Source organism: Aminobacterium sp. UBA4908 (genome assembly GCF_002398115.1).
GTDB classification, from domain to species: Bacteria; Synergistota; Synergistia; order Synergistales; family Aminobacteriaceae; genus Aminobacterium; species Aminobacterium mobile.
This window is the reverse complement of the sequence record NZ_DHCG01000002.1, coordinates 1-14,205: the sequence shown is the minus strand read 5'-3', so window position 1 is coordinate 14,205 and position 14,205 is coordinate 1. Positions and strand designations below refer to the sequence as shown.

At 41.6% G+C, this 14,205-nt stretch carries 11 protein-coding genes; all 11 read left to right on the top strand.

Annotation, left to right across the window (positions count from 1 at the left end; translation table 11 throughout):
* Nucleotide 1 precedes the first annotated feature (1 nt).
* The gene (gene lon, locus B4J50_RS00860; RefSeq protein WP_286847571.1) at nt 2-2,341 is read left to right on the top strand and encodes an endopeptidase La; all 2,340 of its coding nucleotides are present in this window, start codon (nt 2-4) and stop codon (nt 2,339-2,341) included.
* A 6-nt stretch (nt 2,342-2,347) separates the two neighbouring features.
* Nucleotides 2,348-2,941: a ribosome biogenesis GTP-binding protein YihA/YsxC gene (gene yihA, locus B4J50_RS00855; RefSeq protein WP_286847570.1), complete on the top strand. Its 594-nt coding sequence runs from the start codon at nt 2,348-2,350 to the stop codon at nt 2,939-2,941.
* Between the two features lie 55 nt (nt 2,942-2,996).
* Complete coding sequence (locus B4J50_RS00850) at nt 2,997-5,663, top strand: valine--tRNA ligase (RefSeq protein ID WP_286847569.1); 2,667 nt, start codon at nt 2,997-2,999, stop codon at nt 5,661-5,663.
* Nucleotides 5,664-5,668: 5 nt separating this feature from the next.
* A complete protein-coding gene (locus B4J50_RS00845; RefSeq protein WP_286847568.1) occupies nt 5,669-7,030 on the top strand; it encodes a bifunctional folylpolyglutamate synthase/dihydrofolate synthase in 1,362 nt (453 codons plus the stop codon).
* On the top strand, nt 7,014-7,778 hold the full coding sequence (locus B4J50_RS00840) for a polyphenol oxidase family protein (protein ID WP_286847567.1): 765 nt from the start codon (nt 7,014-7,016) through the stop codon (nt 7,776-7,778). The genes B4J50_RS00845 and B4J50_RS00840 overlap by 17 nt, the downstream gene beginning before the upstream one ends.
* A 91-nt stretch (nt 7,779-7,869) precedes the next feature.
* Nucleotides 7,870-8,841: a Gfo/Idh/MocA family protein gene (locus B4J50_RS00835; protein WP_024822283.1), complete on the top strand. Its 972-nt coding sequence runs from the start codon at nt 7,870-7,872 to the stop codon at nt 8,839-8,841.
* A gap of 169 nt (nt 8,842-9,010) precedes the next feature.
* Nucleotides 9,011-9,211 (top strand): flagellar biosynthesis protein FliR, encoded by a 201-nt coding sequence (locus tag B4J50_RS00830; protein WP_286847566.1) that lies wholly within the window; start codon nt 9,011-9,013, stop codon nt 9,209-9,211.
* Nucleotides 9,212-9,215: 4 nt separating this feature from the next.
* A complete protein-coding gene (locus tag B4J50_RS00825; RefSeq protein WP_286847565.1) occupies nt 9,216-11,057 on the top strand; it encodes a tetratricopeptide repeat protein in 1,842 nt (613 codons plus the stop codon).
* Nucleotides 11,058-11,105: 48 nt separating this feature from the next.
* Nucleotides 11,106-12,788 (top strand): acyl-CoA mutase large subunit family protein, encoded by a 1,683-nt coding sequence (locus B4J50_RS00820; RefSeq protein WP_286847564.1) that lies wholly within the window; start codon nt 11,106-11,108, stop codon nt 12,786-12,788.
* Nucleotides 12,789-12,803: 15 nt separating this feature from the next.
* Complete coding sequence (locus tag B4J50_RS00815) at nt 12,804-13,223, top strand: cobalamin B12-binding domain-containing protein (RefSeq protein ID WP_024822287.1); 420 nt, start codon at nt 12,804-12,806, stop codon at nt 13,221-13,223.
* 2 nt (nt 13,224-13,225) lie between these two features.
* Complete coding sequence (gene meaB / locus B4J50_RS00810; RefSeq protein ID WP_286847563.1) at nt 13,226-14,194, top strand: methylmalonyl Co-A mutase-associated GTPase MeaB; 969 nt, start codon at nt 13,226-13,228, stop codon at nt 14,192-14,194.
* The last annotated feature ends 11 nt before the right edge of the window (nt 14,195-14,205 follow it).

Genomic DNA, 14,205 nt, shown 5'->3' with positions numbered 1-14,205 from the left:
GATGTCTATCGTTTCACAAAAGGCGGAACGATATTATGTTCTACCTGTACGAGACATAGTAATATTTCCAGGCGTCATAGTGCCTCTCTATGTCGGTAGAGAACGCTCTCTCAAAACAGTTGAAAAAGCGAAACTAGAGGAAAAACCTCTTTTTATCGTAACTCAAAAGGATTTAAGCATAGAAGATCCCGATTTTCAGGATTTATATACGTCAGGAACTACCTGCCGTATTCTTCAAATGATCCGCATCCCGGACGGGAGTGTCAAGGTTCTTGTAGAGGGTCAACAAAGAGGGCGTCTTTGCGAATATATTAAAGGTGCTGAAAGCACTGAAGGAGAGGTAGAAACTGTCCTTTGGGAAAAGAATCAAACAGAAAATTATGAGGCTCTCAAAAGAAGCATTTATGAACTGTTCGAGCGGTATGTTTCTCTTCATACCAAGATACCCAAGGAAATTGTAATTGCTGTAATGAACATAGAAAACCCTTGTGAACTTGCAGATATAGTTGCATCTCATCTTCGAATAAAAACAGAGGAGAAACAAGCGCTTCTAGAAATAACTGAACCAGAACGATATATGAAACAACTCATAAAGACGCTTATGGAAGAAATTGACCTGCTCGAGTTGGAACAATCTATACAGGAACAAGTTCGGCAGAAAATGGAACAAGGTCATCGCGAGTACTATCTTCGAGAGCAGCTCAAGATTATACAGGGAGAATTAGGGGATGAAGACCCTTTCTCCGATTCCCAGGGATACATAAAGAAAATAGAAGAGACACCTATGCCTGAAGATGTTCGAAAAAAAGCACTTGGAGAAGCAAATCGCCTCTCTAAAATGCCATCTATATCCTCAGAGGCAAGTGTATTAGTCACATATCTAGATTGGATTCTGGCTTTGCCGTGGGAAAAGAACACCGAAGAAAACCTTGACCTGAAAAGAGCAAAGAAAATTTTAGATGAGGATCACTATGGACTCTTAAAGGTGAAAGAACGTATTCTCGAGTTTTTAGCCGTACGTCTTTTAGCAGGAAAACAGGCGAAGGGGCAAGTTCTTTGTTTCGTAGGCCCTCCCGGGGTAGGAAAAACATCTCTTGCCCAATCCATAGCAAGGGCTCTAGGGCGACGTTTTGTAAACTTCTCTTTAGGGGGGGTAAGGGACGAAGCAGAGATACGAGGGCACAGACGTACATATGTGGGGGCTCGGCCAGGGCGAATTATCCAAAAGATGCGCCAAGCAGGAACCAAAAATCCTGTTATGCTTATGGATGAAATTGATAAAATCGGCCAAGATTTTCGAGGGGATCCTGCTGCAGCTCTTCTGGAAGTTCTCGATCCCTCACAGAATCAAGAATTTGCCGATCACTATATTGAGGCTGCCTTTGATTTAAGCGATGTTATTTTTATTACAACTGCCAATGTAACCCATACAATTCCAGCGCCACTTCTTGATCGAATGGAAGTGATTCGTTTACCTGGCTACGTTGCAGAAGAAAAGATTCACATCGCTAAAAAACATCTTCTGCCTCAACTTTTGATAGAACATGGTTTATCGACGGAGAATTTACAACTAACGCCTAAAGCATTGGAAAAAGTAATTACAGATTATACTCGTGAAGCTGGCGTGCGTAATCTGAAGAGAAACCTGGCTACCATATGCAGGAAAGTTTCTCGTCATATAGTTGAAGAAGGAATGAGAGAAAAAATAGTAGAAGAAAAAGTAAAGGTAGGAGTTAATGACTTAAAGAATTATCTTGGAGCTCCTCATCTTTACGATGTTCATCTGCCTCGAACTAAACAAACTGGCACAGTCGTAGGGTTAGCCTGGACAGAAAGCGGGGGAGATGTTCTTGTTATAGAAGCCGTTTCTATGCGAGGGAAAGGGGACATTATACTTACAGGTAACTTGGGTAATATAATGCAAGAATCAGCACAAACAGCTCTTGGCTATCTTAGAGCTCACGCTGAAGTTTTGGGAATCGACCATATCAACTGGAAAAACATAGATATTCACTTACACGTACCGGAAGGCGCTATTCCCAAAGATGGTCCTTCAGCAGGGATTACAATGGCAGTAACCATGCTTTCCGCATTAAGCAACAGAAAAGTACTGCCCGGGGTAGCTATGACAGGAGAAATAACTTTACAGGGAAGAGTCCTCCCTGTAGGGGGGATACGGGAAAAAGTGCTTGCGGCAAAGAGACAAAAAGTAAAGAAGATCATTTTGCCCAGCGCCAATAAAATAGATGTAGAAGAAATGGAAGATTGGATGACACAAGGGCTTGAATTCCATTTTGTGGATACCATTCCTGACGTTTTTAAGTTTTCAATGGAGGACTAATATTTTATGTCTTATAGTTGGAATGCCAAACTTCTTGCAACAGCTTTTAAACAAGACCAATTCCCAGGGGAATCTCTTTCAGAGATTGCCTTTGCTGGGCGTTCCAACGTAGGTAAATCTATGTTGCTTAACGCTTTAACAGACAGTAAGCTTGCTCATATAGGCGCTACTCCAGGTAAAACTCGTAGCGTTAATTTCTATAAGATAACGGCTGCAAAAGATTTTATACTTGTAGATCTTCCTGGTTATGGTTTTGCTGCAAGGAGTCACCAAGAGAGAGGCATATGGGCCCATCTTATAGAAGACTACATCCTTCGGCGTCAAACACTTAGATTACTTATTCATCTTGTGGACTTCCGTCACGGATTACTGCCCAAAGACAGAGAATTACAAGAGTGGACAGCTCAAATAGATGTCCCTGTGCTTGTTGTTTTTACAAAAGCCGACAAAATAGCGAAAGGACGCCGTAAAGGGCTCCTTCATGCCTATATTAGAGACGGACTAAAATCTATAGAAGTCCCATTTATTGTTTCTGCCCAAGATAAAACGGGAATTGTCGAACTTAGGCAATTCTTGACAAATTACCTTGACGGAGAGTAAATACTGTAAATTCCCAGTGAAGAATTAAGAAATAGATTATGGAGGGGGACTTTCAATGGCTACACGTATTAGAGAAATAGAAAAAAACTACGATCCTACACCCATTGAGGATAAATGGTATTCATGGTGGTTGAAAACAGGGCTTTTCCATGCTGAAGTAGATCCATCAAAGGAAGCATTTTCTATAGTGATACCTCCTCCCAATGTAACAGGCTCTCTTCATATAGGCCATGCTTTCAACAATACTTTTCAAGACATTATTTGTCGATACAAACGGATGGCAGGATATAACGTTCTTTGGCTGCCAGGCACAGATCATGCTGGTATAGCAACTCAAAATGTGGTAGAGCGCTCTCTGGCAAAAGAGGGTATCTCTAGGCATGATCTGGGACGGGAAGAGTTTGTAAAAAAAGTCTGGGAGTGGAAAGAAGAGTATGGTAACCGCATTATTGAGCAGATGAAAAAACTTGGCAACTCCTGTGATTGGGATAGAGAGCGATTTACTCTCGACGAGGGTCTTTCCAAAGCTGTTCGTACTGTTTTTGTACGACTCTACAAGAAAGGGCTTATTTATAAGGGGCGCTATATTATTAACTGGTGTCCCCGCTGCCATACTGCTTTATCTGACATAGAAGTGGAACATGAAGACGTAGCAGGTCATCTCTACTATGTGAAGTACCCCTTTGTAGATGGAGAAGGGGCTCTTATCGTTGCAACAACCCGTCCAGAAACCATTCTTGGCGACGTGGCAATAGCTGTTCATCCTCGAGCTGAGCAGTATAAACATCTTATTGGGAAAAAAGTTCGGGTTCCTCTAACAAATAGAGAGATTCCTATTATTGAAGACATCATGGTGGATCCTGAATTTGGGACAGGTTGCGTAAAAATCACCCCAGCTCATGACCCGAACGACTTTCTTGTGGGACAACGTCACAACCTCGAGCAAATCCAGGTGATAGATGCCGATGGCTTTATGAACGAAAACGCCCTATCTTACAAGGGGCTCTCTGTTATGGAAGCTCGGGAACATACTATAGAGGACTTGAAAAAACAAAATCTTATAGAAAAAATTGAAGAAATACAACATTCAGTAGGGCATTGTTATCGATGCCATACCATGGTTGAGCCGTATCTTTCTGAACAGTGGTTTGTTAAAGCTAAACCACTTGCTGACGCAGGAATAAAAGCGGTAGAAGAAGGAAAAATAACATGGATCCCTGAGCAGTGGCAAAAAATTTATTATCAGTGGATGGAGAATATTAGAGATTGGTGTATCTCTCGCCAACTATGGTGGGGACATAGAATTCCTGCCTGGACGTGCGATGACTGCGGGCACATCACAGTTTCTGAAGAAGATCCCACCACATGTGAAAAGTGCGGAAGCTCTCACATACATCAAGATGAAGATGTTCTTGATACGTGGTTTAGTAGTGCTTTATGGCCTTTTTCTACTCTTGGCTGGCCAGATGAAACAAAGGAGCTGAAATATTTTTACCCCACATCTTTACTCGTTACAGCTTTTGATATTATCTTCTTTTGGGTCGCTCGAATGATCATGATGGGACTTGAGTTCATGGATGAGGAACCCTTCAAAGAAGTGTACATCCATGCGTTGATTCGAGACGAAGACGGGCAAAAAATGAGCAAGTCAAAAGGGAACGTTATCGATCCTCTTACTATGATCGAGAAATACGGGGCCGATTCTCTTCGCATGACATTGGCAGCTCTTACAGTTCAAGGAAGAGATGTTTTGCTCAGTGCTAATAAAATAGAAACGTACAGACTTTTCATGAATAAACTATGGAACGCCAGTCGTTTCGCTCTGATGAATCTCGAAGAAGACTGTTCAATAAAGCCTCTTCCCCAAAAAGAGTCCATGAGGCTTCATGACCGCTGGATTCTCTCTCGAACCCAGTATGTCATAAACGAAGTAACAAAACTTCTAGATGGATATTTTATCGGGGAAGCGGCTCGGTTGCTCTATGACTTCATTTGGGGGGATCTCTGCGATTGGTACCTGGAAATGTCGAAACCCGCATTGAAAAGCGATGAAGGGGCAAAACGCAGACAAGACACTCAGGCAGTTGTAGAATATGTTTTCAGGACAGTGCTCCAGTTGATGCATCCTTTTATACCTTTCCTCACGGAGGAATTATGGCACATCTTTGGATTCAGCAAAGACTCTATTGAGAGAACTTCGTGGCCTGTCTCTTCTGCCGAGTTGCTTTCAGTAGAAGACGATGGTCTAATGAGCACATTACAGGAGTTCATTAGAATTACTCGTAACTTGAGAGCCGAAGCTCGAGTAGCCCCTCAACAGAAGATAGATCGAGTCATTTTACAAACAGACGACGAAAAACTAAGAGATATTGTTCACAAAAACATGGATATGATCTCACTTCTCGCTAAAGTAAAAGCTGTTGAAATTATAGGAGACAGCGATGAAAAACCTCACGGTTGCTTGGCTTCTGTTGTCGCAAATGGAGAAATTAGCCTTGAAGTAGGCGGGCTACTTGATATCGAAGCTGAGATAGAGCGCCTTGAACAAGAGCTTCAAGGTCTCGCGAAAGATATAGAAAAAATGAATAAAAAACTCGCAAACGAAAACTTTATCTCAAAAGCACCAGAAGAAGTAGTGGAAAAAGAACGCATCCGATTAGCTGATAACCAGAACCGTTATCAAAGAATACGTGACAATATTAGCAGTCTAAAAAGGTCCTGAGGATAATGAACAACTATTATAAGTACGAAAATATAGAAAAAGAATTGGCTCTTTATGCAAGCCCGGGTATTCACCCGGGCTTGGAGCGTATATCACGTTTGCTTGCTCTGTTAGGCCATCCAGAAAATAGTTTTCCCGCTATACATGTGGTAGGAACTAACGGGAAAGGGTCTACTTCCGCGTACATGGAGTCGGTCCTTCGCCATGCTGAGCTTAAAACGGCCATGTACACAAGTCCACATCTCATTCATATGGGAGAGCGCCTCTTAATAAACGGGAGTATGCTTACATCAGAAGAATGGCAGCGTGGCGCTGAAAAGGTTATAAATACCATTTGCAATGACAAAGCCTTATCACAAGATCCTCCCACGTACTTCGAAGTCTTTACTGCTGTCGCCTTTGTTCTCATCGCAGAGGCTCATGTAGATATCGCTGTTATAGAAGCGGGAATGGGAGGACGATTAGACGCTACCAATACGTTAGGGAATGTCCTCCTTACAGTAATTACTTCTATTTCCATGGATCACATGGATTTTCTAGGGACAACGTTAGAAGCCATAGCCATGGAGAAATTCGCCGTTATACGTGAACAAACCCCGGCGATATTTACAGGAGAACCTTCCTCTCTCATATCTCTTTTTGAAAAAGAAGCAGATAAAAAACATTCTAAGGGAGTAGTTGTCTCTAAATCTTATGAGTGGCAACAGGAAGAATCTTCTTTAAAAGGCTCCACCTTTTCTCTAAAAAACAAAGAGAATGAAGGGAAATGTTATCCTCATATCCATACCCCTCTCATTGGCTTATATCAGATACAAAATGCATCTTTGGCTATAGCAAGTCTCTCTATTTTACGCTCTGTCTTCCCTCAAATTTCGGAACAAGCGCTTTACGACGGACTTACTCACACACAATGGGCAGGTCGAATGGAGCTAGTCCCGTATGATCCTCCCTTATTGCTTGACGGAGCACATAACGATGATGGTATCGCCCGGCTTGTAGAAAGTCTTTCTTTTCTCGGTATCTATAGACCCGAAAAAAAGCTAACCATTGTTTATGGTTCCATGAAAGATAAAGAGCATAACAAGGCACTCGAAAGATTGAGTCATCTAAGACCTCGATTAATATGCACAGAGGTCCCAGGGATGGAGCGATCTGCTCTAGCAGAATCTCTTTGCGCTGAAGCTAGTCATTATGAATGGACTTTTACCCCAGAGGGTATTTCTGATCCTATAGAAGCCATAAAAAAAGCTGGAGAAGCGAGCGATATAGTTGTATGTTGTGGGAGTCTTTATCTTATAGGCTATGTAAGAACACGTCTTATGGAGAGAGACCATTGTTACCCTTTCTATCATGAAACGCGCCTATAATCTTTCATGTATTGATAGACAGCATATATTAACCTATCTTTGTCCGGAAGAAAAGCCTTTTTTCCGAGCCCGTATTTTTATGAAGGGGCCTCTCATGGAAAGGGCAAAGGGAGATCCATTTCTTTCTCGTCAGCTTATTGAGGCGAATATAGCTTTTATAGGAAAGGGTTCAGGACAAACCATAGCCCCTCACCAAGTACACGGGGTAGATATTCTTTTACCATCTCAAAATAATATACTACCTGCACGACCTCATGCTGACGGTATTTTTTTATCAGGTACAGATTATGAAGGGAGTCTACGTTATGCTGATTGTATGCCAGTACTTATAGCGTCTCCTGTACCGACACCATGGGTACTTATGTTGCACTCAGGATATAAAGGAACTGTGCGCAACATAGTGAGTTCTGGTATGGCTGTTGTACGCTCTCATATAAAAGAACAAAATTTCAACCGAGTTTACGCTTGGGTGGGTCCTGGCATAGGGACGGAGACATATTGGAGGGACGAAGGTGATGAATGGTCCCACCAAGGGATTAAAAATTTATCCTCCTTTTTTTATCGAAAAGAGGGAAAACGAATTTATTTTAACTTACTTGGAGCCATAAGAGAGCAGCTTCAGGTTGAGGGGCTTCAGGGAAAAAACATTAACTCTATACCAATTTGTACTTATAAAGACGAAAAAATTTGTTATTCTTATAGGCGAGGCGACCTGCACTCTCGAATGTTTTTTCTTGCCTCGCTATAATTATGCCACTTTTAAATATATAACTGTGAGAATATATAAAGAGGAAGACTCATAGAGTATTACCGACAAAGTCGCAAGGAGTGATCCCCAAATGGATCTGCAACGAGTGGGTGTCATAGGTGTGGGGCACCTGGGACAGCACCACGCCAGAGTTTATACCGAGTTGCTTGGAACTCAATTAGTAGGAGTAGTCGACCAGAACGAGGCCAGAGCAGCTGCGATAGGAGAAAATTTAGGCGTCCCCTTTTTTACCGACATGGATGAATTTATTCGAAAGGCACGGCCAGATGCAGTCAGTGTAGTTGTACCAACAAGCCTTCATTTTGAAATTGCTAAAAAAGCCCTTTTGAATGGGATTCATGTTTTAATAGAAAAGCCGGTAACGACAACTGTACAAGAGGCAGAAGAGCTTCTGCGGGTAGCTGCTGAAGAAGATCTTGTTTTACAGGTAGGTCATATTGAAAGATTCAATAGTGCAGTGCAATACACATCGAAAGTAGTAAAGGAACCTTTATTTCTTCAGTCTCGACGTCTAGGTCCCTTTTCTCCTCGTATTAGTGATGTTGGTGTTGTGCTGGATCTCATGATCCATGACATTGATATCATCCTATCTTTGGTTCATTCGGAGATAGAAAACCTTTCAGCCACGGGACGATGTATACGAACTGATCATGAGGATATAGCTTCAGCTCAAATAACTTTTAAAAATGGAGTTATGGCTCATATCCTTGTAAGCCGAGTCTCTGAGCGGAGGCTTCGGCAACTTGAAATAATGGAACCTGAACGGTATCTAGCTATCAACTATGAAACACAAGATGTATCTATCAACCGTTGCGTAAGACATGAAAATGGAAGTCTTGTAGAAGTTATAGAACATCCTGTATTTCCCAAAAGCGAACCTCTTAAATTAGAATTACAGCATTTTGTCACCTGTGTAAGGGAAGGGAAACAACCGCTTGTAGGAATTATGGATGGGAAACGAGCTCTTGAAGTAGCTATCTCTGTGTTAAAACAAATACATCTTGACGGTCAAAACGACGTCAAAGAAGCTTCCTCCCAATAAAACCTTTCCAAGCCGGAAGAATATATTCCGGCTTTCTGTATTTTCTATTTTTATCATTATTATCTTATAGTTATATAATTCACTATATACTTTTTGAGTAGTTTTATAGTTTTATATGCGTTATGCTTACATTGATTTTGATAAAATATCTTACAAAGAGGGATTAAATATGCCCGTACAAAATTCTAATGCTCTTACTGCTATAGGGATGTTTTTAGGTGCCCTTTTTGTTGCTAAATTAGTAATAAAAATCAGAAAAGGAGATTTGCCTGGAGGTAAAATATGGGTTTTTTATCTCCGCATGCTTTTAGGATTCCTTATTGCTGGTGCTATTATATTAGGTCTTTATTCTTTTGCAGGAGTGAATTGACATTATGAAAAAATTTATAATTATCTTCCTTCCCATTTTTTTTGTAAGTACTATACTAATATGTTTCTCTTCTCAAATACATGCGTTAGAATTGCCTCCAGCTCAACGTCAAGAGGCCGAAAAATATTTTCTTAAGGCTTATACTGCTTTTCTCTCTCGCGATTACTGGGGATCTTGTGATTACTTGAATCAGGCGTTAGATTTAAATACGTATATGGTTGACTATTATCTGCTTAAGGCCCTTAACTTACAATCTATAGGTCAGTTGGATGAAGCTAAACGTACCTTAAGATATTATATGGAAGTGCGCCCCAACGATAGTTCAGCTCAACGTTTACTTGGAGATTTAACTACGGAAAAAGACTATATCAATACTTGTCTTTTCAAAAATATAGACTCTTCTTTTCAGTGGGAAATCCTACAAAAAAAACTAAAACAGACAGCAAACACATCTCTTTTTAAGCCTATTAATATACAAGGTTTAGGTAAGGGGGTAATTTCAAATGGATTATGGGCGCTTCCTGATCAAATAGGCGATATTCTTTGGTTTTTTTCACCTGAAACCGGTTCTGTCATTTCTTCACCTGTAAAAGAACCTGCGTCAGCAGTATTTATGAATGAGCGAATCCTCCTTGTCATGGGAAGAAGGGGGGAAGTGTATCGTCTCTCTTTGTCAGATAATGCCACTGCACCTCAAGTAGAAGAGCTGGGAGCTCTTTCTTGCACTGTATCAGACATAGTATGGCAATCAGATTCAGAATTTATTGTGGCGAATATAAGCGGCCGTAATCTTCTTTTTGTTTCCTATCCCGACCTTCAGATTAAAAATACATGGGTTCCAGAGTCAACAAAAAAACCTTTTGAACCTTCGGCTCTTGCTTCTTATGGTCCGTGGATAGCTATTGCTGATCGCAATAATGACACTGTCTTTCTTCTTAATAAAGTTACTCGTGAGATTAAAAATATTTGCATCTCGCAGCCACGGGATATAGAGTGGGGAATAGATGGATCTTTGTTCATTGTCTCGGATAAAGGAAGCCTTATGCAAGTAAAAAATTGTTTCTCTCAAAATGAAAGTAAAACCTCTATTCTCTCTGTGGATATGTCGGGTTGTTGGTCTCTATTGCGGGATAGAGACATTATTTGGGGAGTGGACACTCGAGGTCTATATCTTTGGGAAATATGGCCTCTTCCAGACCCAACTCTGTCACAAGGTTTTTTCTTTGCATATGAACCTACTCTTCAAAGAAACAACGACGGCTCCGATTATCTTCGCTTGAAAGGCGCTTTTTCTGCTCCGTATTATGCATATAGCAACCAGAACCCTTTTATCGCATCTGCTGTTTGGGGAGGACAAAACATGAAGCCTACAGTATCACTTTTACCCTCTATTCAATATAGCCAGATTGCTTTCATAGAAATTACCGCAGAAAAAGCTGTCCCTCTTATAGAACGTATCCGACAGATATGGGAGCGACAAAAAGAAACCCTTCGGCACATTGTTCTTTCTGAAGCTTCTATTTTAGAACCAGAGGAACTTGCGTCGCTTGTTTCTTTTTGTATTCATAATGGTATAGCCCTCTCTTTTTCTGTATCTGATGGCGGTGCTTGTATGTGGATGGAGCGAGCCGCTGCTTTGACTGGTGGAACCGTAGCACCCACGCCAGAGTTAGCAGCCGCTTCCCAAGTAAAAAACAAGATTCTCTCAATAGAAATGTCCCTCCCTGCAGTAAAAGGGGTATCGGGCTATTCGGAACAATCCATGTTGTCTCTTTATATAGACTTAGGGCTATTACAAATGCGAAATTGGTTGCCTTTATGGCCAGAAATAGTAGGAACCTATTAAAAAACAGTGGTATTTTACGCAGCTTTTTATAATGGGAGGCGAGGATGTATGTCTAAAAAAGAAAATATCCCAGAAATTCTAGAATTGAAACAAGCGTATGAAGCCCAAGTAGCTAAAACTATGGAAAAACGCCCTGAACGTCGGAAAGAATTCCGAACGGGAGGAAATATTCCTCTCAATCGCGTCTATGATCCCACAGACTTGGAAGGGTTGAATTATGCCAGAGATCTCGGGTATCCAGGCCGTTACCCCTACACACGCGGCGTACAACCGACAATGTATCGCGGGCGACTTTGGACGATGCGTCAGTACGCAGGTTTTGGAACGGCAGAAGAATCGAACGAAAGGTATCGTTACTTACTTTCTCAGGGACAAACAGGGCTCTCTGTAGCCTTTGATCTCCCCACGCAGATTGGATACGACTCTGATCACCCAATGGCCCAAGGAGAATGCGGAAAAGTAGGAGTAGCCATCGATAGTCTTGCTGATATGGAGATTCTTTTTGACAAGATTCCTCTCGATAAAGTTTCCACCTCAATGACTATTAACGCTCCTGCGAGTGTTTTGCTTGCCATGTATATTTGTGTGGGTGAAAAGCAGGGAGTGTCTATGGACAAACTCTCAGGAACTATACAGAACGATATTCTTAAAGAATATATCGCCAGAGGCACTTATATTTTTCCGCCTAAACCTTCTATGCGTCTCATTACCGACATATTTGAATTCTGCAGCAATAATGTTCCTAAATGGAACACTATCTCTATTTCTGGCTATCACATTCGAGAGGCTGGAAGCACAGCTGCTCAGGAAGTAGCCTTTACATTAGCAGATGGGATAGCTTATGTGGAAGCAGCACAGAAGAAAGGCCTTGATCCCAACGTGTTCGGCCAACGCCTTTCTTTCTTCTTCAATGCTCATAATGACTTTTTGGAAGAAGTGGCTAAGTTCCGAGCAGCGAGAAGGATGTGGGGCAAGATTATGAAGGAGCGTTTTGGCGTAACAGACCGTAAAGCTCAGATGTTGCGATTCCATACGCAAACCGGAGGTTCTACTCTTACCGCACAACAGCCAGAAAACAATATTGTCAGAGTAACTATGCAGGCTTTAGCTGCTGTTCTAGGCGGAACACAGTCTCTCCATACTAATAGTATGGACGAAGCCCTTGCTCTTCCTTCAGAGAAAAGTGTCGGCATTGCTTTAAAAACGCAGCAGATTATTGCATATGAATCAGGGGTAGCCGATACTATTGATCCACTCGCTGGGAGTTATGTTATCGAGTCTCTTACCAATAAAATCCAAGAGAGAGCAGAAGAATATATCTCTCAAATTGATAACATGGGCGGCATGTTAATAGCCATAGAAAAAGGATATGTACAGAAACACATTCAAGATTCTGCTTATTCTTATCAAAAAGCTGTGGAAAGCGGAGACGCAATTGTAGTTGGGGTCAACAAGTTCCAGATAAAAGAAGATCATGCAGATATGAATCTACTAAAGGTGGATGAGTCTGTAGGAGAAAGGCAAGTTCAAAAATTAAAAGAACTTCGAGAAAAACGAGATAATTTAAAGGTTAAAAACACCTTAGAAAATATAAGAAAAGCTGCTCGAGATGAATCTGTAAATCTTATGCCTCTCATATTGGAAGCAGTGCGTAATTACGGAACAGAGGGTGAGATTTGCGGAGTACTACGAGAAGAATTCGGTGAATATACAGAGAATATTATTCTGTAATTGGAGGAATGAGCTATGGCCGAAAAGAAAATTCGAGTCGTTATTGCCAAACCCGGTCTTGATGGACATGATCGGGGAGCTAAAGTAGTAGCACGAGCTCTCCGCGATGCAGGTATGGAGGTTATTTATACTGGTCTTCGTCAGACACCTGAGCAAATAGTGGATACAGCAATACAGGAAGATGCTGATGCTATAGGTATCAGTATATTGTCTGGTGCTCATGCTTATTATTTCTCTAAAATTATTGGGTTGCTTAAAGAGCGTCATGCAGAAGATATTATTGTTTTCGGAGGAGGGGTTATTCCAGACGCTGATATACCCGCCCTCTTGGAAATGGGAGCTGGAGCTATTTTTGGCCCTGGAACTCCTACAACTGTATGCGCTGAATGGTTAGAAAAAGCAGTAGCGGAAAAACGTGCGAAAGAGACTGTTTAACAGTGAGCGTCCTTGCTGAAAGAGCTTTACGAGGTGACGTTAGAGCTTTGGCTCGCATTATTTCTCTTGTAGAAAATGAAGAGCCCGAGGGGGAAGAGATTATAAAACATCTCTATCCTCATACAGGTCGTGCTCTCATTATAGGCATCACTGGAAGCCCTGGCGCCGGCAAAAGCACTCTTGTAGACAAAATCATCGCTGAATTCAGGAAAAAAGGGCGTACTGTGGGTGTCATAGCCGTAGATCCATCTAGCCCTTTTAGTGGCGGCGCCATACTTGCAGACAGAATTCGAATGCAAAGACATGCTAACGATCCAGAAGTCTTCATTCGTAGTATGGGAACTCGAGGTTCCTTGGGAGGAGTTAGCCGAAGCACTCGAGAAGCTGTGGAAATATTAGATGCATGTGGCAAAGATGTAGTTATTATAGAAACAGTTGGAGTCGGACAATCAGAGATAGATATTGTTAAGCTAGCTGATACAGTTTGTCTCGTTCTCGTTCCAGGAATGGGAGATGACATTCAAATAATGAAAGCCGGGATTATGGAAATAGCTGACCTTTTCGTAGTTAATAAAGCAGATCGTCCCGGAGTTGAAAAAGTTGTAACTGAAATAAAGCTCATGTTAGACCTCATAGGGACACCGGATTGGCGCCCTCCTATCTATACTACGGTAGCAGAAAAAGGAGATGGGGTTACGGAGCTCGTGGAAGGGATGGAAGAGCATAGAAAATTCCTGAAACAAAGTTCTCATGGGGAAAAGAGAATGAAGGACAAAGTAATCCAGGAAATAAAAGATATTATGAGCCGCGAAATAGCTAAAAAAATTGAACATTCATGGGAAAACCATGGCGCAGATGTTCACGTAAAGGCTGTATTTGAAAAAGAAATGGACCCCTATACAGTCGCTCATTCTATATTGAAAAACATAATATCGGAAAATAAATTGAGGGAGGGGGCAAGTGAGCGATGACGAATCGCAGC

What these genes read in the sequence shown, in the direction of transcription:
- lon (WP_286847571.1), top strand. Translation starts at nt 2, where the DNA reads ATGTCTATCGTTTCACAAAAGGCGGAACGATATTATGTTCTACCTGTA.
- yihA (WP_286847570.1), top strand. Translation starts at nt 2,348, where the DNA reads ATGTCTTATAGTTGGAATGCCAAACTTCTTGCAACAGCTTTTAAACAA.
- B4J50_RS00850 (WP_286847569.1), top strand. Translation starts at nt 2,997, where the DNA reads ATGGCTACACGTATTAGAGAAATAGAAAAAAACTACGATCCTACACCC.
- B4J50_RS00845 (WP_286847568.1), top strand. Translation starts at nt 5,669, where the DNA reads ATGAACAACTATTATAAGTACGAAAATATAGAAAAAGAATTGGCTCTT.
- B4J50_RS00840 (WP_286847567.1), top strand. Translation starts at nt 7,014, where the DNA reads ATGAAACGCGCCTATAATCTTTCATGTATTGATAGACAGCATATATTA.
- B4J50_RS00835 (WP_024822283.1), top strand. Translation starts at nt 7,870, where the DNA reads ATGGATCTGCAACGAGTGGGTGTCATAGGTGTGGGGCACCTGGGACAG.
- B4J50_RS00830 (WP_286847566.1), top strand. Translation starts at nt 9,011, where the DNA reads ATGCCCGTACAAAATTCTAATGCTCTTACTGCTATAGGGATGTTTTTA.
- B4J50_RS00825 (WP_286847565.1), top strand. Translation starts at nt 9,216, where the DNA reads ATGAAAAAATTTATAATTATCTTCCTTCCCATTTTTTTTGTAAGTACT.
- B4J50_RS00820 (WP_286847564.1), top strand. Translation starts at nt 11,106, where the DNA reads ATGTCTAAAAAAGAAAATATCCCAGAAATTCTAGAATTGAAACAAGCG.
- B4J50_RS00815 (WP_024822287.1), top strand. Translation starts at nt 12,804, where the DNA reads ATGGCCGAAAAGAAAATTCGAGTCGTTATTGCCAAACCCGGTCTTGAT.